This is a genomic window from Frankia sp. AgB32 (assembly GCF_023243045.1).
In the GTDB taxonomy this organism is placed as follows: domain Bacteria; phylum Actinomycetota; class Actinomycetes; order Frankiales; family Frankiaceae; genus Frankia.
In genome coordinates this window covers 1-20057 of the sequence record NZ_JALKFX010000006.1, presented here as the reverse complement: position 1 = coordinate 20057, position 20057 = coordinate 1, and the positions used below count along the sequence as shown (strand labels likewise).

Genomic DNA, 20057 nt, shown 5'->3' with positions numbered 1-20057 from the left:
CGAATCAGGGATGGCCTGCTAATTCTGTTGTGGCTCTGCGGAGTATCGGTGCGCAGATGCAGCGACAGGTCGATTTCGTCGGCGCCTGAAACAACCGCGAGGCGCGTTGCCTGGTCGGCATCACAGAAGTGCTCGGAGGCCCTCTGGGGTCAGTCCCGCGTCTGCGAGTATCTGGCGAAGTGTACCCTTGGGTATGTCGCGTCCGGCATGGACGGGAACAGTGATGTCGTGTCCGCGGGGGTCGGGGTTGCGGAGTCGGTGGTGGCTTCCGCTGACCCGGACCAGCTCAAATCCAGCCTTTTGCAGTGCCTTGACGACATCTTTCCCGGGTATGGACGGTACCGGCGGCATTCGACTCAGGCGACGTCGAGCATGATGGTGAATTCCTCCGGGGCGCCGTCGTCTTCAAGGATCATGAGGACGGCGTCCCGCAGATCTGCCAAGGCATCTTCGCGGGTATCACCGTTGCCGTTACATCCGACACGACCTACGTAGGCGTGGGCGCACCAGACTCCGTCTTCGTCCTGTTCCACCGTGTAGGGGACGTGCACCGCGAGACCCATACCAGTCAGGATAGCGGGCGCTGGTCCCTGGCCGGCCGCACGATCGTCCACGCGGTGGGTCCGTCCGTTGTCCCCCGCGTTCCTGCTGTGTAGTGCCTCGTCCACCAGCCCGGCGCACGAGGCCCCAGCTCGTCGCCACCTGACCGTCGCCTCGCCGGGAAGACGAGGCTGACACGTCTACCAGAGGGGTGCGGTCCCCGAGCTGGGCTCGTGCGGCGCCTGCGCCTGCCGGTGTGGGCCGGGGGTCTGTGCGCTGGGCGGCGTCGCTGGTGGGATCGCGCCGAGGGCGGCGGAGACCTCACGCGCGGGGTGTCCGCGGAGCAGGTCCATGCTCATGATCACGTCGATCTGCAGGGCGCTGTGGTGCCAGAAGCCGCGGTTGCGCCCGCGGGGCAGGCGCCAGGCCCGCCAGCCCTGGGCGACCCACGTCGTCCGCGGTACGACCGGGCGGACGGCGAGCACCTCGCGACGCCCGAGCCGGATGACGTCGGCCCTCGCGATCTGCTGCCAGCCGATGTCGACGCTGCGCCCGCCCGCTCGGGCGTGCAGGCCGTCCAGGCCGAGGACCAGCGACGGCCGGTGCAGGGCATAACGCAGGCGCCACCAGGCGGCCGACAGCGCGCCCACGCTCAGGACAAGGAACAGGAAAGCGACGAAAAACGCCGCGCCCCCTCCGGCGGCGGGTTCGAGGATCGCCACGATCAGACACATGACGAGGAACAGGCCGGCGAGGAGCAGCGGGACGCCGAGCGCCAGATGTCTACGCCAGTGCCCGGCGAAGACCGCCTCGTGCCCGACCGACGGCCGAGCCCGGGGGGTCGGCGACACGTCGGGCCGTGGTGAGGGCGGCGCCGGGGGCTGGTTGAAGACCGGCGGAGGGAAAGCGGGCGGGGTCGCGACCGGCGCGGTGGACGGCTGCCAGTCGACCGGCGGACTGACTGGCGAGACGCCCTGGACGGACCCGCGAGTGTCCGGGCGGTTGTCCGGTGTGGGGGCGAGGTTGCCCGCCGAGAGGGGAGCGGACAGGCGAGTGCCGACTTCGGCGGCCCGCTCGGAGAGCAGGGCGGTGACCCCGTCCGGCCAGCTGGGGCCGACGACCTGCACGCCATCGGCGAACCAGCCGAGCAGCGCCTGGGGTTCCGGTCGGGTACTCGGGTCCTTCGCCAGGCAGGAACGCAGGGTGTCCCGCAGGTCCTTGGGTACCCCGGCCAGATCCGGCTCGCCGTGCACGACGCGGAACAGCACGCCGGCGGGGGTGCCGTGGCCGAACGGGCTGTGGCCGGTCGCGGCGAAGGCCAGCACGGCGCCCAGCGCGAACACGTCGGCGGCCGGCCCGGCCTCCAGCCCGTTGGCCTGCTCCGGCGACATGTAGGCGGCCGTGCCCACGATGTCGCCGGCGCGGGTGAGGTCCGTGTGCTCGGCGGCACGGGCGATGCCGAAGTCGATCAGCCGCGGCCCGTCCGCGGCGAGAAGCACGTTGCTCGGTTTGAGATCGCGGTGCACCAGGCCGGCCCGGTGCACCGCGATGAGCGCCTCGAGCAGGCCCGCGGCAAGGCGGCGCAGGACGGACCGCGCGAACGGCCCGGCCTGCGTGACCGCCTCGTGCAGGGACGGCCCGGGCACGTACTGGGTGGCCAGCCACGGGCTGGCCGCGTCCGGGTCGGCGTCGATGACAGGTGCGGTGAACGCCCCGCTGACCAGCCGGGCGGCCGCGACCTCACGGCGGAAACGGCCGCGGAAAAGGGCGTCGTGCGCGAGCTCCGGCCGGATCACCTTGACGGCTGTCAGCCGCCCGGACCGCGAGTGCGCGAGGTACACCCGCCCCATCCCGCCCTCACCGAGGCGGGCGCGCAGCGTGTAGCCGCCGACGGACCGCGGATCGCCTGGTTCAAGGTCCTGCATGCCCGGCCGGGGGAGTCGCGGCGATCATCATGCTCCGTGATGGCTGGGAGGAACCGTCGAGACGAACTGGTACGACCCGGGACAGTAGTACATGCTTCCCAGCAGTCACCACCCTGGGTCGCAACGTCGTGGCACGCCGGCGTTGACCCCGGAGCACGACGGCACGCCTGTCACCAGTTCGGGTCGAGGGTGAGGGTCGCGGTGCGGTCGGCCATCCACTGGTCGAACTCGTCAACGGTGGACATGCTCGGCTTCGCGGCGAAGTTGGTGGTCAGCGTGGTGAGGCCGTCGACGCTGATGCCGGGCTGGCTGGAGCCGAGCGTCGTGGTGAGGGCGGCGAGCCGGGGGAGCATGTCGTCTGTGAACGCGGCGTGGTGGTCGACCGCGAGCTGATGGGTGAGGGCCCGCAGGGAGGCGGCGGTGGCCGTGGTGGTGATGGCTTCGGCCGCGAGGATGATCAGGCGATCGGGGTAGGTGCGTCTGCCGCGGGTGGCGCTGAGGGCGAGCTGGAATCCCTGGGTGACCAGGACAGCGGCGGCCTGGCCGGCGATGCCACCGAGAAGAGCACCGAGGACGGGGACGGGGATGACGGTCTGGCCGGCGAGGCCGCCGACCCAGACGAGGCTCGTCCGGGTGGTCGCGGACGCACTGCGGGCGGCGAGTTCGGGGGCGTCGATGGAGCCGCGGGCGTAGTCGATGCCGGCGGTGGCGATGGTCGTGACGGCGTCGGCGAGGACGGCGCCGATGGTCCCGGTGCCGAGAGCAGCGGGCAGGGCGCCGGCCTTCGCGGCCACCTGGATGCTCTGGGCGAGCGCGCCGACGGTGCCGGAGCGCACGGCGTTGCGGGCGATCGCGCCGGTAACGGTGATGACGGCGGCGCCGGCGGAGGTCTCGCCGGCGCGGGCGCGGGCCGTTTCGGCGGCGGTCGCGGTGAGTCCGGCGAACAGCGCTCCGCTGGCGGCGCTGGCCGCGGCGCCGGTGGCGATCTGACGCCCGGTGGAACGTGCGACCTGCAGGTTGGCCCAGCGGATCGGGTCGCGGGCAGCCTTGTGTGCCTGGCCGAGGGTGACCGGGTCACTGTGGATGCCGCCGAGGTCGAGCGTGTCGGTGAGGTGCGTGCTGGCGTCGGCGTACCCGGCGTAGTAGGTGCCGTCGGTGGAGCGTTTGAGGGCCTTGTCGAGGACGGTGTTGATGGCTTCGACCTGGTCGGCGGGCACGAGTCGCCGCATGCCGGCGTAGTCGGGTGAGGCGACGGCGCGCGCTGCCCGGACCGGGTCGCTGAGGAGTTTCGCCTGGACGTGACGGAACGTGGTGCCGTCCCGCAGCCTGATGTCGACCTTTCCCGTGGGGGAGCCGCCTTCCGTCCAGGCCTGGACGTAGGCGCGGACGCCGGCTCCGCGCAGGGCGGCGTTGCGGTTGAAGGTCGCGGCGTGCATCACCTCGAAGAGATGGCCGGCGCGCTGCGCGTTGCCCACCCCGGCCCAGCGTTGGGCGAGTTTGGCGACGTCGTCCTGGCTGGCCAGGGTGGTGACGACAGCGGCGGCGGCGCGACGGGTGGCGAGGTCACTGATCGTCCAGACGGCGGCATCGGCGCCCCCGGGCAGCACGGACAGGAACCGGCGCACGCCCTCGGGGACCGCCTCGCCATCAGCCGGGCCGGTTGCCGCCGAGTGCGCGGCGGCGTCCTCCCCGACGGGTCCGGGCTGGCTGGGCACGGTGGACCTGCCAGACACGGCGGCATCGTCGAGACCCGGGGTCCCGGGTGGCGCTGCGGACCGGGGCCGACCCGGTTGCGTCGGGACGTTCATCCCGGGTGGCCCAGGGCGTTGAGCTGCTGGCGGGCGTCGAGGACCGCGCGGCGGCACTGGGCGGACGGCTCACCGTCCTCGGTGGTGATCGCGGTGCTCATCACCGTGACCGCGGTCGTCGCGATGGCGACCAGGATCGAGATGGAATGCCGCTGGTCGACGGTCATCGCCGGGTAGTCGTCGGTGGTGTCGAGCAGGGCGGCGAGAACCGGTAAACGGCAGGTGATGGCCCGGCGCAGATCCTTCAGAATGTCGCGGACCTGGCGGCTCAGTCGGCGGACGGCCCGGCCGGTCCGTTCGGCCTGGTCCAGCCGCGCGGCGTCGTTCGTGAGCTCGTCGGCACGGCCCTGCTGGTGGCGCCGCACTCGGCGGGCCTGCCATGCGACGACGCCACCAAAGGCGAGCAGCGCTGGCGCGGCGGCAATCCCGGCCAGGACGGCCGTGCCGGCGGCGACGCCACCGCCCCCGGCAGCGATCGAGCCGCCGCCCAACCAGGCCAGGGTCGCGTTCGTCGCCGCGGCGCCGGACAGCCCGGAGATTGCGGTGCCCGTCGAGGCGGTGGCGAGGGCCCCGACGGTCGTGATCGTGGCCGCGCTGGCACCGGCGGCGACGGCCGTCCCGGCGACCGCGCCACCCGCGACGGCGCCGAGAGCATGTCCGACGCCGGCCCGGACCGCGCTTGGCGCCGGTTTGCGCAGGTCAACCCCGCACTGCAGGTCGATCGCGGCGAGTTCCGCCACGTCCACGGCCTTCAAACGCCCGAACAACTCCTGGAAAGGGAGCAGGCCTTCCGTAAATAGTTCTCGCCGGGCTTGTTCCTGCGCACTGACCTCGGCGGCCGTCCGACCGGCCAGTTGGCTTTCGCGGTCGCGCAGTTCTTCCTCCGCGCGTTTGTTGGTCTGGATCAGCCTGGCCGCGTCGACAACGGTGATACCCATGCCCGCCCCCCGACGTCGAACGTGACCTCTGTGCTTTTTATATCGTTGTCGACCGCTGCGGGGCGAGGTTTTGATCGTGTTTTCGGGTTCCGAGACCATGAAGCCTCGATGGCGCCGGGCCCGGCCAGGCACGACGCCATCGAGGCGACACTCCGAGCCGGTCAGCGGACGGGCGGCACCGGCTGGGGCAACGGTTGTGGCAGGGGCAACGGCCGCGGCCGCGGAAGCAGCAGCCGGATTCGGTTGACCTCCAGACGGTTGGAGTTCGCGACGGCGCCGGCAGGCGGCAGCGCGCTGCTGTAGGGCGCGATGAAGGCGATGAACGGAGTACTGCCGGAGCCGAGACTCACGGTGGCGACGCAGGATGTGCCCGTGCCGCAGATCGTCACCAGCGCGCCGGTCCGCTGGTTGAGGATCTCGATGAAGTAGGGCGTGGGTCCGACGTCGATCGTGGAGGTGGCGGTGAGGGTCGCGGTGGGCGAGATGATGCTGCGCGGAGCCACCGTGAGCGAGATCTGGTGTCCCAACGGCGACCACGTGATGTAGCTGGTGGTCGAGGTCGCGATGGCACCGGCAGGGGGAGCGGTCGTGCCGTAGGGGGCGACATGGGCGACGAAGCTGTGTGTCGTGGCCGTCGGCTGGCTGACGGTCGCGGTGCAGCTGGTGCCGAAGCCACAGTAGGTCAGCCGGCCACCGGTGGTCGTGTCGAAGATCTCGATGTAGAACGGCGACGGTCCGACGTCGTCGCCGGTGGTGGCGACCAGCGTCGCCGCGCGGCCCAGTGGCAGGGTCGTCGCGTTCGTGGACAGCGTGAGTGAGGTGGAGTGCCAGCTGACCGTCACGGGCTGGGACGTCGCCTGGACGGCGCCTGGAGGCACGATGCCGTCCGTCGGGTAGGCCGACACATAGGCCTGGTAGCTCGCGGCGGTGGCACTCGGACGCGTGACGCTCGCCGTGCAGACCGTTCCGCTGCCGCACCGGGCCAGGTAGGTGTGGGTTGCGACGTCGACGATACTGATCCAGTACGGGGTGGGCCCGACGTCACCTGAGGACCGCGCGGTCAACGTCGAGTACTGCGTCGGCCACAGCGAGCTTGGGCTGGCGGCGAGCGACACGTGGTAGGCGACCGCCGGCCCGACTGCATGTCGGGCCTTCGCGGTGACGAGGTCGGAGGGTGGGGCGGCCGTCCCCGATGTCAACGACGGAGGTGTTGGAGCCATCTTGACCTGTGATGGGGCGGCCTGGGCCGCATACGCACAGAAAAAGACCGCTGAAAGCATCACGCCGATGGCCAGCAACAGCCGTGCGGCGGTGCGGGATATATTCATGCGACGAGAATGGAGCCCTCGGTGTCGGGCGCCGCTCTCCGCTTCGATGCGCCGAGTCCACTTCATTCCTCCTGCTTCGGCTGATTAGCCAACAACAGGCGCCGAAGTGCCGATCCTGACTTGCCGACGATGAGAATCCGGTGCAAAGCGGCCCGCGTCGTAGCGCTGGCTCGCGGAGAACCGGCTGCACCGGCTCCGCGATGTCACCGTCGGTGAGGACCTCGGCCAGATCCGGACCGCAACACGAGTCAGGTCATGGCCAGCGTGCGCAACCTCGCTATCACGGTCCTACGCCTGACCGGCGACACGAACATCGCCGTAGGGATCCCCGTCACCAGGCCCGCCGCCCCGAACGCGCTGTGGCTCGCACCTGACGCTGTCGGGGCCGGTGACGAGGAGAGGCCGAGTTGCAGGTTTTGGTCCGAGAAAGGCATACCGGCATGGTTCGATGCGGAGGGCGATCGCAGCGTCACTCGGGCGATCTGGAGCGGTCGGGCTGCCGGAGGTTGGGGTATGGCGATCACGCCGCGGTTTCGTCGGGTTGCGGCCCTTCAGCGGGAGTTCGTGGATCGGGCACCGCTGCTGGAGGCGTTCGCGGGGGAGATCGATCAGGTTCGGGCCGCACTCACCGACAGCACCTCGTCCCCGCGGGTTTTCAACGTGACGGGCGTCGGGGGAATCGGGAAGTCGCGGCTGTTGCGGGAGCTGCGGGTTCGGGCGCCGGAGGGCTGGCGGACGGCATCATTGGATCTTCAGGTGCCGGCGATGCGGCAACAGGAGGACGCTCTCGCGGTGCTGCGCGCCGAGTTGGGCGGGCAGGGTGTGCGGTTTGATCGGTTCGACCTCGCCTACGCGGTGTTGTGGCAACGAATTCACCCGCACCTGCGGATCAGTCGGGAGACGTTGCCGTTCGTCGAGGAGAGCGGGATCCTCATGGAAATCGTCGACTCGGTCGCCGGGCTACCGGTGTTCGGCACGGCTCTCGGTCTGCTCAAGGCCGCTGAGAAGGCGACGTCCGATGCCCGCCGTCGGTACCGCATCCGCCACGACGAAACGTTGTCATCGCTCGACGACCTTCCGAACGCCGAGGTCGTCGACGCCGTGACCTTCCTGTTCGCCGAGGATCTGCGGGCCGCATCGGAGACCCGTCCCTACGTGCTGACGATCGACACCTACGAGGCGTTGGTCCCGGAACCGACGCGCTCGGGGCGCACCCAGCTCGCGGACGTCTGGCTGCGGGACCTGATAGCTCAGCTTGACCGCGGGCTGGTCGTGATCGCGGGGAGGGAGCCGCTGCGCTGGGACGTGTACGACGCCGACTGGCGCGGACTCATCGACACCTGCACCATCGGCGGGCTGCCGATGGAGGCGCGCATGGCGCTGCTCGGCTCATCCGGGATCGCCGAGGAGGACGAACGGCTGCGGCTGGCGGCGGCGAGCGCTGGGCTTCCGTTCTATCTGCACCTCGCGGTCGACACCAGTGGCTCTGGCACTGAAGGCGACGCCACCGGACGGCGCCTGGCACGGGCCGCAGCGACCCAGCGGGAGATCCTGCAACGCTTCCTCCAGCATGTCGGTCCCGACGAGGTCCGGACACTCGAGGTGCTCGGAGTGGCAAGGATCTTCGATCTGAAGGTCTTCCGGGCGTTGACGGCCGCGCTGCAGTTGCCAGGTCATGTGACGGCCTGGGAGTCGATCTCGTCGTACTCCTTCGTCTACCCGGCGGGTGAGCAGTTACGTTTCCATCAGCTCATGGCGGAGGCGCTGCGCGACCGGCTGTCGGAACCGGCCCGCCTCGAGCTGCACCGGCTCCTGCATGACACCTGGAGACAGCGGGCCTTCGAGGATCCCGAGGATGGCGACATCACCAGCCAGGAGTCTTCCCGGGCGGTGCACGGACGGATGTTGGCGGACCCGGTCGCGTTCCGGGAAATGGTCTTCCATGCGTTTCCCATCGGAGAGGTGACCGGGACGGAACTACTCGACCTGGTCGAAGTCGCGGTCCGCGGCGGTTCCGAGAGCGCTGCCGGAGGGGTGCTGGCCGACCTGCGCGAGTTCATGCGCGACCACCCAGCCAAAGCCACACCCGAGCTGACGCAGACCGCCCAGGTGCTCGACGTCGAGGCGGTGCTGCGCAGCGGCGAGGCCACCAAGGCGCTGGAACTGACGCCCGACGAGGCATGGAACACCAGCACCACAGTCGGCGCCCGATTCGCCGTCGCGGCTGGCCAGGCACGCCGCATCGCCGGACGTACGTCCGAAGCGCTGACGCTCTACAACGAGGTATGGAACGGCCACGACGACACCGCCCGGATGGGCGCCGGCCTGTGGGCGGCCGACCTGCACATGTGCCAGGGCCGTTTCGTCGACGCCGAACGGTTCGCGACCGAACTCGACACGATCGCCGCGCGGCGACACCCCGAGGCCCGCGGGGATGTCGCCCGGCTGCGCCACCTCGCCCACCGGTTCGCCTTCGACTTCGCCACCTCCGGGCGCCTCCTGGACGAGGCCGCGACCTACTACCAGACGGCCCGGTCGTACCTCGGCAACGCCAACATCAGAACCAACCGGGCCGAACTGCTCGCCTTCACCGACCCGGAGGCGGCACTCACCGAGGCGAGGGCTGCCATCGAGGTCCAGACCGAGATCGGCGCTCAGCACGAACTCGGCAAGTGCCACACGGCCATCGCCGTCGCATCGCTGCGGCTAGGCCGCCTTGACCACGCCGAGGCCGCCCTCAGCGACGCGGTCGAAGCGTTAACCCGGGCAAGCTACCGTTCCGGGCTTGCCCGCGCCAGGCTGTACCGGGCGGCACTGGAAGTCCGACGCGGCCGGCGTGACCTCGCTCAGACATCCGTGCGGTGGGCGGTGAGCGAGTTGGAGGCCGCGGAGGTGTATCCGACGCTGATACTGGCCGCCGGCATCACGCTGCGGGAACTGGGTATCGAGGACGAGGCCGTGACGCAGGCCTGCCAGCGCGCCGAGCGCGCCATCCAGCCGCTCACGACACTTGACGATGTGAAGGGCCGTATCGACGTGTTCGCCCGCGACCTGCTCGGCCTCGGCGAGGCCACCCGATGACCCTCCCCGAGTCCGCGAACCCGCCAGCCGGTGAGGCCCGCGCGGCCACGACCGGCGATCCTGACGGTCTGTACCGCATGGCTCTGGCCCGGACCGACCGAAGCGCCGGCTTCTACAACCACAACGTGCGGGTCGAGACCCGAGAAGGACCGGTCGTCGTCCGGATCCCGATCCCCGGCACGGACACCATGGATCTGACGATCTGGCCCGAGGCCGGCGTCGTCCAGGCGATCAGCCCTGCCGTCGCTCGGGTGCCGCGGCTGCTCCACGCCAACGCGGACCCCGCCTACCAGGTGGTCGAGTTCATCACCGGCGAGGTACTCGACGCGGTGGCACCGCGGAAGAAGCGGGTTCCGGACCATGTGATCCCGGATGTCGGCGAACTGTTCCGCCAGCTCGGCCAGGTTCCCCTCGACCAGCTACCGACGCTGCCAGAAGACTGGCCCACCGACAGTGACACGGCCACCTTCGCTCATCGGCTCTCCGCTGTCACCATCGACGTGTATACACGGTTCCGCGACGAGTTTGGCGACCTGTTCTCCTCCCTCGCCTTCCCCGCAGACCCATGTGAGCCCATCCTCGAACGCTGGCAGACCCTCTCTCCCAGACCATTCCGGCTCCTCCACACCGACATCCACCGCAAGAACATGATCATCTGTGCGGGTGCGACCTACTTCCTCGACTGGGAACTCGCCCTCTGGGGCGACCCCGTCTACGACCTCGCCGTGCACCTCCACAAGATGGCCTACCAACCCGACGAAGAAAACGCCGCCCGCACTGCCTGGCGCGCCGCCGTCCCCGCCGAGGCCGCCATCGAGTGGACCGCCGACCTCACGACGTACCTCGCCCACGAGCGGGTCAAGTCGGCGATCGTCGACACCGTCCGCTACACCAAACTGATTACCAGCCACACCGAATCCCCTGTCGCCGAGGCCGCACTCCTGGACAAGCTCACCACCAAACTGACCGCCGCCCACGCCGTCTGGCAGACCGGCCACACCCTCAATCGGCAAGGGGTCGAAAAGCGGGTACGAGCCTCTCGGTGAACTTTCTCCGCCAGCGGTCCGGGTGGTACCCCGCCGTTCTCCACCCGCCGCGCCACCGCCCAGGGGTGAAACCGCCGGCTGAGGCACCGCGTACGGCGCGGTGAGAATCGGCTGGTGGAGTTGTATTACCGCCCATCGCCTGCGCACGAAGTGGTGCGGCCCCAGCAACTGCCGGACGGGGCACTGCGGTTCGAGTGCCCGCGGACCACGGGGCACGTCGAACCGGGCCGCCGCGCTGACTGAAAGACGTTTGATTCGGACTGCTGACCTGCGAGTTCACCGCCAAGTGCGACGATACATGATCGCTGTTCACGGGCGGTCCGCTGGCCTGATGGCAACGCGCGGTTGAAGGCTTCTCCATGTCGGCCGTCGGCGGCGCGGACTGCGGATTTGCCGACCGGGAGACAAATATGAGCCCTGCTATCTTTAGCTCATCTCGGTGGCCGGATGCAGTCGGCCCCACTGCCTACGGGGGAGTGGTTTGGGCGAGGGAGCAACTTTAGGGAGTTCCGCGTCGAGACAGCGGTGCGTGTGATGACGCGTCTGGTGCTCGTCGAGTACTTCGTGACCGACGATGAGACATACATCGTCGCGGTGGCTCCGGAGTGGGAGGCCCCCGAGACGCTTGCCGTGGCTGTCGGTGCCGACGAGTTGGCGGAGCTCGCGCGGGCCGTTGCGGCGGGGGAGGTGGCCGCGGCTCTGGAGCACCGGGGGCTCGCCAGGCTGTTGGCGCCGGTGGCGCGGTGGGCGCGGCCGGAAGACGTGGTCTATCTGGTGCCGCATCAGGCCATGCACCGGCTTCCGCTGCAGGCGGTCCAGGTGGAGGGGACGGCGTTGATCGAGCGGAATCCGGTGATGACGGTGCCGAGCGCCTCGGTCCTGCGTTACTGCCGGGCCAAGCGCAAGGCGCGACGGGAGTCGGTCATGGTCGTCACCGGACCGGCAGAGAACCGTCCGTTGGCCCTCGGGCAGATGCAGAGCCTCCTGGTCGCGGACGTTTTCCGCAGCTCGCAGGTGGTCTCCGGCCGGGGTGCCTCGCGTGCATACCTGATGGACGTGCTGTCCGAGCCGGACGGCGGCGTCGACGTTCTGCACTTCACGGCCCACGGGGTGTTCGATCCTGACGATCCCATGCGTTCAGGCCTGGAACTGGTCGATGGCAGACTGACCGCAGCCGATGTGCTCAGCCTGTCCCTTGACGTCGATCTCGTCACGCTGGGAGCCTGTGACAGCGGGATCGGAGCCGACCTGCCCGGCGACAACATGCTCGGCCTGACCTGGGCCCTTCTCTACGCTGGCGCGCCCTCTGCGCTGGTGAGCCTGTGGCAGGTGGACGAGCTGGCCTCGAGCCTGCTGCTCACCCGTTTCTACACCGAGCTCAGGTCCGGCGTCTCCAAGGCGCAGGCCCTGCGCGCCGCTCAGCTCTGGCTGCGCACCCAGACCTTCCGCGACGTCCTGGCTCTGGTCGCTGCGAGCCGGGACCAGTTCGCGGGCGAACCGTTCCTGGAGGCGACTGTCCTGGAGCAGGAGGCGTGGCTTCACGCCGCCTCCGGCAATCCCGGAGCCGCGCTGGAGCGGTACCGTGCCGTGGCTGCGAGCCCGGCGGTGTCCTCGGCGCGCCGCGAGCGCGCCGAGTCACGTGTTCGGCAGATTCGCGTCACCGCTCAGTTGGGCGGTCTGCGGGCCGCCCCGGGCTGTCCCTTCGCCGACCCCCGCTTCTGGGCTCCCTTCTTCCTGTCAGGTGACTGGCTGTAGAAACGGAGGATGCCATGCTGATCAAGGATCTGATGTCCCCGGTTGAGGTGATGGCGAGTACTCTGAGCGACATCCGGGTAGTCCTGGCGCGGAATTCCGATGCTCTTGGTGTTCTCATCGACTCCTCGGGTGAGCCCGCGGGGCTTGTCGGTGCCAAAGGTGCGTGGCCGGCTGTCCTGGTCGATGCCGGACGCCAGGTCGAGGCAGCCGTGCTCGATGGCGTTCTGCTGGACGCGCTGGCAGGCGGGATACCGGCGTTGGTCGCCGTCCGTGGCGAGCGGGCGCGCACGGTGGGCCTGGTCCACGCTGACCGTCTACTTCCCGCGGTCGAGCGCAGCTTGCTGGATCGCGGCGCCTACACCCTGCACACCGACCACAAGCCACATGGTGATCGGCCTGGTGAACGGAGACCCAGCAGGGTCCAGTGCCATGTCTGTGGTACCCCGAACGTCTTCCCGCATGGCTTTCCTGAGGACCCGGGTGTCTGTCAGGGCGGCGACCACCTCTTTGTCGCGTTCTGGGAGTGACGTGGGCGGCCTCGTGGAAACCGTTACCGGGCTGATCAGCCGGCGGTGGCTGGTCGCGACCCTTTTGCCGGTCCTCGGGCTTGCCTCCGCGTTCGGGCTGGTAGTCCTGTGCGGTACGGGTTGGGCGGAGTCATGGCGGCACTGGCGGGGGCTGAGTCCCGAGGCCAAGACCGGCCTCCTGTGCGCTGCGATCGTCCTGGTGCTCGCGGGCAGCCAGCTCACCGCCGCCGTGCGGCCGGGGTTCATCAGGCTGTTGGAGGGCTACTGGGATGGGCTGCCGGGGGGCGGCTGGCTGGGAAGGCGCGGCGCGAGCAGGCAGCGGAACATGCGGAACCAGAACCCGGTGCGGTTCCGCGACTATCCGGTCGTTGACGCGTTCGTCATGCCGACGACGTTCGGTAACGTCCTGCGCGGAGCCGAGGTCCACCCCCGCGGCCGTTACCGTATCGACGGAGTGACGGCCTGGCCTCGCCTTTACCCGGTGCTTCCCGAGGCATTCCAGCAGGCCTTTGCCTCGGCGAACGCGGGACTGGAGCAGGCTGTCGCCCTCTGTGGGCTGGGCGCGGTCTTCACTCTTGCGGGCAGCGCGCTCGCCGTCTTCCTGTTGCCGTTGCCGTGGCCGCTGGTGTGCCTGGCGGCCGGCGTGGCCGTGATGGGCCTCGGGTACCGGGCCGCGGTGAGCGCGGCGACCGTCTACGGGCAGCTTTTCCGCGCGGCGTTCGACGTCCACCGCAGGACGCTGCTGGAGACCATGGGTCTGCATCCCGCGACTAGTTTCGCGGCCGAACGTAGGCAGTGGGAGGCACTGGACCAGCTCTGGGCGGAGGGCACGGTGGACACCGACCGGGCGTCCGCGCTCGGATACACCCCCATCGTCGCAGGCAACCCCGGCGCGAGTCCCGCGCCGGCTCCCGCGCCCGTTCCCCCGCCGAATGCCAACGCGGCCCCGTTGCACCCGGGGATTGTGCTGGTCGCGTTGTTCCTCGTCGTGGCGGTGGCGGTTACCGCGGTCGGGCTCCTCTCGCCGCCGCGGGACCCGGTCCGCGCCGGGCGCTCGCTGGCGGCCTACCACCAGATCGTCGTCGACGATCTGGTTGGTGACGGGCGAGCCGCCTTTGCCGGCCGCTATCTGCTGCGGCCGGTCGACCGCAATGCCCGGATCGCGTCCGTGGACCTCGGACCGGCTCTGCCGCCCCATGAGCTGGCCGGGCGATGGGTGCTCGTCCTGCCTGACCCGGACGGGACACTGGCCGCAGCCGTTGACCGGGGGGCCAGGACGACCGCCCTCCTCGAGCCGAGAGGAAACGCGCCGTCACGGGCGTTCACCGACGTCCTCGTCCTGAACGTGCTCGGTGGTGCCGTGGTGCTGGCCGTGGGCGGTGCCGATCCGGCGACCACGGTCGCGGCGCTCGCCAGGGGTGGCGGCGTGCTGCTGATCACTCCGGTCAGCTGACCGCGCTCTCACGTAGCAGGTCCTGGATCTCGGTGAAGGCGATCGGAGTGCCTCGCCTGACGTCAAGGTACTCCGCGCCCGCAGGGCCTGTTTCACGGATCTGTTGCTCTATGGCACGCAGCCGGTTCTCCGCCCGTCGGGCGGCGGTGACGGCCGGCAGGGCGGCGACGGCGGTGCCGTCGAGCGCCACGAGGTGGCGGCGACACTCCCGGAGCTCCACCAGGGCTCGCTGCTCGTCGGCCGCCAGCGCGTCCAGCCCCTCCGGCGCGGGGACACGTACCGTCTCGCCGAGCATGCTGAGCAAAGTCCGGGAGCGGGATCGTTCGATGTAGGACAGCGCCCTGGGAACGGCGTCGGGCGGCGGCCAGTCAGGCCCGGCACCGCTGCCGAGGAGCAGCAGCACCAGGAGGGTGACCGCCTGCTGGACGATGTCCTCTCGGGGGGAGCCGCGTTCGGGGTTCAGGCTCTGCTCTCTGAGCAGCTCACCGAAATCGATGATCATTGCTAGGGAGTCGTGTGCCTCGGTCCACCGGCCGTCCTGCACGGCCAGGAGCGCGAGGAGGAAGCTGGCGCTGAGGAGCACCTGGGAATCGCTGGACTCGGCCGCCTCCCGAAGCGCCGTGACTGCCAACCGCCCCGCCTCCTGGGGCCGACGGTCGTCGTAGGCCTTCTGGGCGCGCTCCAACGTGGCATAGTGGGCCCGCGCGACCTTCACCAGCCCGTTGAAGCCCGGTCCCCTGCCCGGTGTCGTCGTGTGGCCGGTGACGATGACCTCCTCGAGCTGCCGTACGGTCTGGGGAAGAGCCTTCGCCAGGACGACGCCGCCGAACCTGTACAGGCCGGGGGGCAGCTCCGCCGTTATCGTCCTGATGTCGTCCTCGACGTCAGGATAGGCGGCCTGCCTATGCGCCACCTCCTGCCGTAGGTCCGGGTCCGGTTCTCCAGCGCGCAGCAGACGGCCGACGTCGGCGGACGCGAGCGCGAATCGGAGCATCAGGCCGGTGTGACTCTCGTGCGCGATCGCCTGCAGGCTCTCGATGGCGCGCTCGGGTGCGTCGTAGCCCCGCAGGAGCGCACTGCCGACGTAGATTGCCGCCAGCGCGGCGTGCTCCGGCATCCCGGCGGACGTGAATGCCTGGGAAGCCGCGCGGTAGGCGGAGGCGGCGTCCTCTGGACGATTGAGCCGTTCAGCTCGGATTCCGCTGGTGAGGTTGAACGAGGCGCGGCAGAACTGGAGGGTGCGCTCGTTCGAGAGGTAGGCGAAATTCTCCTCCTGTGCCGCCAGGTGATCGATCATGGCCAGCATGGTCTCCGCCAGGTGCAGGTACCGCTCCCCCTCTTCCAACGGCATCTTGCGGACCAGCGGGACCCTGAAGTCGCCCTTGTCGGTGGCGAACATGAACGGCATTCCGCCGACCGCGACCAGGCAGTAAACCAGGGCGAAGTCGGGCCTGCCCGCGCGCAGGACCACCTGGTCCTCGAGCCAGAACGACAGCGCGGCCACGGCATCCTTTCTCGGGAGCTTGCCGACGGTGGTCGCGTCCGAGAGGCGGGCGAACACGCCGTCCTCGTGGCGGTCCTCGTAGGCCCAGCCGAGGAGCGCGCCGAAGGACGTGCAGAACGCGGCGACCATCAGCTCGCTGGAGGGCTGAGCGACCCCGGCGACCAGAAACGCGAGCACGCCGTCCGCGGCCAGCAGCCCAAACGGGGCCATGAGCACGGTGAGGAGGCAGCCAGACCAGCGCCCGGCGGCGCCGGACTCGGCGAGCAGGACGCTCCGGCGCCCGACGAAGAAGTGCATGAACAGTGTGCCCACCACCGGAACCAGGATCGTCCCGGTGGTGGGCAGGGCGAGCCACAGGCTGGAGATCCATCCACTGACGGGTCCCACCAGGGCGACGAGCAGCGTCACAAGATACCGGAGCTCGATGCGGTCACGGATCCTGCGTCTGGTGGGCAGTGTGTACTTGAGGACTGCCCGGTACTGTCCATAAAGGCGGAGTGAGATGAGGGCAGCACAGGCGATCCTGGCCTCCCAGAAAATGTCGCCGACTCCGTCCGGACGGCGAGCGAACAGAGCGAACATGAGCGGCGAGAGAATCGTAGACCAGAATGTGCCTTTTGAGATGATCTCGCGGTGGGTCATCCTACGGGAGGCGATCTCGATCTCGTGGTCGTTCGTCGTCGCGTCCTCGCCCTGTTTGCTTTCCCTCAGCCTTCGGCCAGGGACGCTGTCGGGCGCCTCTGTGCTCATAACCTCACAGCCTGCCATGCTTACCATGGAAACGGGCCCGCAAAACGATTTCTCGCACCGTGGGGCGCCTACGGCCAGGCGCGGTGGGGCCCGGCCTCGCCGCTGGTGCGACCTCTGATCAGCCCTTGGCGAGGTGGCGGGCGATTACCATGCGCTGGATCTGGTTGGTGCCTTCGAAGATCTGCATGACCTTCGTTCCCGAAGATCAACATATGCTGTGAGCTGCGGTGATGTCTCGGGAGTCGGCGGAGTAGTTCCGCTCATCCACGCCCTGTCCACGGCGACCCGTCGGCAGCCGCCTCGAGGTAGGCGCCTGGACCGCAAGCGCTGCCGGGTCGCCGGAGGAACCGGCCGGAGATCCGGGCGCATCAGATCAAGTAGACCGCCGCCATGGCCGACGCTTCTGTAACGGTCGCGGACCCGGCGAGCCGGGGAAAACGTGGGCCACGGAAAAATCGGTGGGGTACTCGACCTATCGGGTCGCTGATCATCCCTGGAGGGATCGCAAGCGCGCAGCTGGTTGGCGACCGCGACCCGGTGGGCGACGAGGTCCCGGCGGGCGCGGACACTGCGGCGCAGTGCGGTGGTGGCCGCGCTGTCGCTCACGAGCGGGCGCAACCGGCGCCGGTCGGTGCGCACCACGTCGGCCAGGACGTAGGCGTCGAACCGGTCGTCCTTGTTCCCCGCCGACCCGGAGCGGGACCGCAGGTTCTTCAACTGGCCGGGTGGGATCACGAACACCGTCAGCCCGGCCTGGCGCAGCGCCGCGACGACCGGCCCGTCGGGGCGTTCGATCCCGACCTCGGTCACGCCGCGTCTGAGCAGCCGCTTGACCATGTTCCTCGGCCCGGCGGCGTCGTGGGAGACCGCGAACCGGTCGAGGACCTCGCCGTCGGCGTCCACGACCGCCACCGCGTGGTCGCCTTTGGCCCAGTCCACTCCGGCGCAGACACGCGGCGCCGGGATCGGGTCGATACTCACGTGTGTCTCCTCGCTGCTCCACCAGTGGGAAGACACCCGGTGGTCCCGGGACACCGCAGCCGGTCGCTCACTGATCGGCGCTCTCCGGCGCGCAGCCCTGTAGCCAGTCGGGGTGTCCTGGGCCACCGGGCCTCGCGGAACTCATGCCGGACCTTGACGGTCGAGCGAGCAGGGCGATGGCCCGGTGGGGACCAGGGGCGTGTCCGAACTCTCCCATTTACGAGTTCCGACACGAGGATGGTGCACCAGTGAGCAGGCCGGATGGAATAATGGCGGGCGGCAACGGACCAGCCCCTGCGGCCTCCCTCCTTGGACAGGTATGAGCGGACAAGTCAGACGCCGGACCGGCACCCGTGACGCCGCACCGCGGCTGAAGCGTGAGCTCTACGAGAAGGAACTCCTCCGGCTCCAGGCTGAGCTGGTGACCATGCAGGAGTGGATCCGCGAGACTGGCGGACGCCTGGTCGTGATATTCGAGGGCAGAGACGCCGCCGGGAAGGGCAGCGCCATCAAACGCGTCACCGAATATCTGAACCCGCGGGTCGCCCGGATCGTCGCCCTCCCGGTGCCAACGGAGCGGGAAAAAACTCAGTGGTACTTCCAGCGCTATATCGAGCAACTGCCCGCCGCCGGCGAGATCGTCCTGATGGACCGGTCGTGGTACAACCGCGCCGGCGTCGAGCGGGTCATGGGGTTCTGCACGCCAGCCGAGCACCGACGTTTCCTCGCACAGTGCCCGGTGATCGAGCGGCTCCTCATCGACGACGGCATCATGCTGCGCAAGTACTGGTTCTCGGTCAGCGACGCCGAGCAGGACGACCGCTTCCGCGACCGGCTGGATGACCCGATGCGCCGCTGGAAGCTCTCACCGATGGACCTGGAGTCCATCCGCCGCTGGGAGGACTACTCCCGCGCCAAGGACGACATGTTCGTCCACACCGACACAACGGAATCGCCCTGGTTCGAGGTCGAGGCGGACGACAAGCGCCGAGCCCGCATAAACATGATCAGCCACCTGCTGTCGACCATTCCGTACCAGGAGGTCGAGCGACCCTCGCTTGTCATTCCGGACCGGCCAAAGGCCCAGAACTATGTCAGGCCGCCCCGAGACCTCTACACGTGGGTGCCCGACCGCAGCCGCGACCTGGAGTAGTCTGCTCGGCCGCACCCTGCGCACGCCGGGATGCTCGAGCACCGCACGGAAGCCGCTGGTTGCGGGCGCGGCGACGGCGTCGGGGTCGAAAATCGTGAACAGGTCCGCCGGCGGTAGCGGGGAGCTCAGCGTCTCGGCTGGCACATTCGACCTCGGCGACGACCAAGCCGCACGCGGTTTCCTCTCGCTGGCCAGCCAACACGCCGACGAAACCGGCGAACAAAAGACGCACCCATACTTCCCCGTTACCTTGCTTGCAGGCCCGAAACCGTCAGGTATGCGGAACATCTGTTCGATTGGGTAGATGATTTTCCGATCGACCCGATCCGCTAGTTGTCAAGTCAACTGCGACAGTTGGTCGTCGCTCGGTTGGCTTGGAATGGGTTGGTTGATCCACACGATCTTGGGTAGGCGGGGTGGTCGTGGCCGGCGGGCGAACCGCTCGGGGTGGGCCGCGTGGGCGCGGTCGAGGGTGGCCTGCCGGTGGGTCTGGACCTGGCCTGCGGTGCCGAAGTGGACCGAGGCAGGGGTGTGGAACCCGATCCCGGAATGACGATGGTCATGGTTGTAGGCGGTGAAGAAGCCCTCGCAGTAGGCGCGGGCATCGGCCAGCGACCCGAACCGGTCCGGAAAATCATAACTGTACTTGAGAGTCTTGTTGTGAACACGAACGCGGAAGGTAGGAAGAGATGACGTCCTGCGGACCGCGGTGCTGTATGGGAGATGGAGGTTTGTTGGCCCTCCAGAGCCGCTCTGCGGGGAGAGGCTCTAAACCACCCCGAGCCGCATTGGCTGAAGACCGTTGTGGTGAGCGTCGCGGGAAAAGGCGCGACTGGATCGCGTCAGGTGAGGCCCGGAAAGATGAGCGATGGGTGAACAGCCCTCTGCCGTTGACGTGTCGAAATGAAGTCAGGCGAGATCAAAACCGGAGTCGCAAAACTACTCCGGGACAAGTCTGGGAGATACCCGTTTACTGCCCAGGCGGTCTCCGGCATATAGGCCAATGGCGCTTAGTTAAGCGGTCCGGGCAAGGATGATCTTCGGTGGCTGATCATGTCGGGTGCCGGTGTCTGTTGGGCGTTTGACCCGGTAGGCGTTGTGTCGGCCTCGTCTGATGGTGCGTGGGTATGTGCGGTGGCGGCGCGCAGGGTTGAGCCTTTCGGTGATCTCTGTGAAGGTTTCCCGGAGCGTGTGTGTGTGGTCGTCAGGGGGAAAAATCCGCCTGGTCGGTGACCTGGCGGCGGATGACGCGTAGTGATCGCATGAAG

General features: G+C 69.1%; 13 protein-coding genes and 3 pseudogenes. 6 read left to right on the top strand and 10 right to left on the bottom strand.

From position 1 onward, the window contains the following. Window positions 1-120 precede the first annotated feature (120 nt). The 6 genes from MXD60_RS03245 to MXD60_RS03220 all read right to left on the bottom strand — a co-directional run bounded on the left by MXD60_RS03245 (window position 121) and on the right by MXD60_RS03220 (window position 6431). Window positions 121-351 (bottom strand): type II toxin-antitoxin system HicA family toxin, encoded by a 231-nt coding sequence (locus MXD60_RS03245; RefSeq protein ID WP_248817428.1) that lies wholly within the window; start codon window positions 349-351, stop codon window positions 121-123. Window positions 352-356: 5 nt separating this feature from the next. Beyond that, a complete protein-coding gene (locus MXD60_RS03240; protein WP_248817427.1) occupies window positions 357-614 on the bottom strand; it encodes a type II toxin-antitoxin system HicB family antitoxin in 258 nt (85 codons plus the stop codon). 126 nt (window positions 615-740) lie between these two features. Then, a complete protein-coding gene (locus MXD60_RS03235) occupies window positions 741-2465 on the bottom strand; it encodes a serine/threonine-protein kinase (RefSeq protein ID WP_248817426.1) in 1725 nt (574 codons plus the stop codon). 170 nt (window positions 2466-2635) lie between these two features. After that, window positions 2636-4198 (bottom strand): hypothetical protein, encoded by a 1563-nt coding sequence (locus tag MXD60_RS03230; protein ID WP_248817425.1) that lies wholly within the window; start codon window positions 4196-4198, stop codon window positions 2636-2638. A gap of 71 nt (window positions 4199-4269) precedes the next feature. Then, window positions 4270-5211, bottom strand: a complete 942-nt coding sequence (locus tag MXD60_RS03225) for a hypothetical protein (RefSeq protein ID WP_248817424.1) — start codon at window positions 5209-5211, stop codon at window positions 4270-4272. A 161-nt stretch (window positions 5212-5372) separates the two neighbouring features. Next, a complete protein-coding gene (locus MXD60_RS03220; protein ID WP_248817423.1) occupies window positions 5373-6431 on the bottom strand; it encodes a hypothetical protein in 1059 nt (352 codons plus the stop codon). A gap of 621 nt (window positions 6432-7052) precedes the next feature. Here MXD60_RS03220 and MXD60_RS03215 point away from each other — a divergent pair. The 5 genes from MXD60_RS03215 to MXD60_RS03195 all read left to right on the top strand — a co-directional run bounded on the left by MXD60_RS03215 (window position 7053) and on the right by MXD60_RS03195 (window position 14401). Continuing rightward, a complete protein-coding gene (locus tag MXD60_RS03215; RefSeq protein WP_248817422.1) occupies window positions 7053-9620 on the top strand; it encodes an aminoglycoside phosphotransferase family protein in 2568 nt (855 codons plus the stop codon). After that, window positions 9617-10666: an aminoglycoside phosphotransferase family protein gene (locus MXD60_RS03210; RefSeq protein WP_248817421.1), complete on the top strand. Its 1050-nt coding sequence runs from the start codon at window positions 9617-9619 to the stop codon at window positions 10664-10666. The genes MXD60_RS03215 and MXD60_RS03210 overlap by 4 nt, the downstream gene beginning before the upstream one ends. Before the next feature lie 546 nt (window positions 10667-11212). Then, entirely contained in the window at window positions 11213-12421 is a 1209-nt protein-coding gene (locus MXD60_RS03205; protein ID WP_248817420.1) for a CHAT domain-containing protein, read from the top strand. 14 nt (window positions 12422-12435) lie between these two features. After that, complete coding sequence (locus MXD60_RS03200; RefSeq protein WP_248817419.1) at window positions 12436-12948, top strand: hypothetical protein; 513 nt, start codon at window positions 12436-12438, stop codon at window positions 12946-12948. 13 nt (window positions 12949-12961) lie between these two features. Then, window positions 12962-14401 (top strand): hypothetical protein, encoded by a 1440-nt coding sequence (locus MXD60_RS03195; protein ID WP_248817418.1) that lies wholly within the window; start codon window positions 12962-12964, stop codon window positions 14399-14401. Here the strand turns inward: MXD60_RS03195 and MXD60_RS03190 are convergent. The 3 genes and pseudogenes from MXD60_RS03190 to MXD60_RS03180 all read right to left on the bottom strand — a co-directional run. After that, complete coding sequence (locus MXD60_RS03190; RefSeq protein WP_248817417.1) at window positions 14394-16655, bottom strand: hypothetical protein; 2262 nt, start codon at window positions 16653-16655, stop codon at window positions 14394-14396. The genes MXD60_RS03195 and MXD60_RS03190 overlap by 8 nt on opposite strands. Window positions 16656-16773: 118 nt before the next feature. Next, window positions 16774-16848 (bottom strand): annotated as a pseudogene (locus MXD60_RS03185) (acyl-CoA dehydrogenase family protein); the annotation flags it as partial. Between the two features lie 326 nt (window positions 16849-17174). Next, a pseudogene (locus MXD60_RS03180) lies at window positions 17175-17594 on the bottom strand (IS110 family transposase); the annotation flags it as partial. Window positions 17595-18063: 469 nt separating this feature from the next. Between MXD60_RS03180 and ppk2 the strand changes: the two are divergent. Further along, window positions 18064-18789, top strand: coding sequence for a polyphosphate kinase 2 (gene ppk2, locus MXD60_RS03175; RefSeq protein ID WP_248817505.1), 726 nt, complete (start codon window positions 18064-18066; stop codon window positions 18787-18789). A 336-nt stretch (window positions 18790-19125) separates the two neighbouring features. Here ppk2 and MXD60_RS29685 read toward each other — a convergent pair. Next, window positions 19126-19437, bottom strand: a pseudogene (locus MXD60_RS29685) (integrase core domain-containing protein); the annotation flags it as partial. Window positions 19438-20057: the final 620 nt, after the last annotated feature.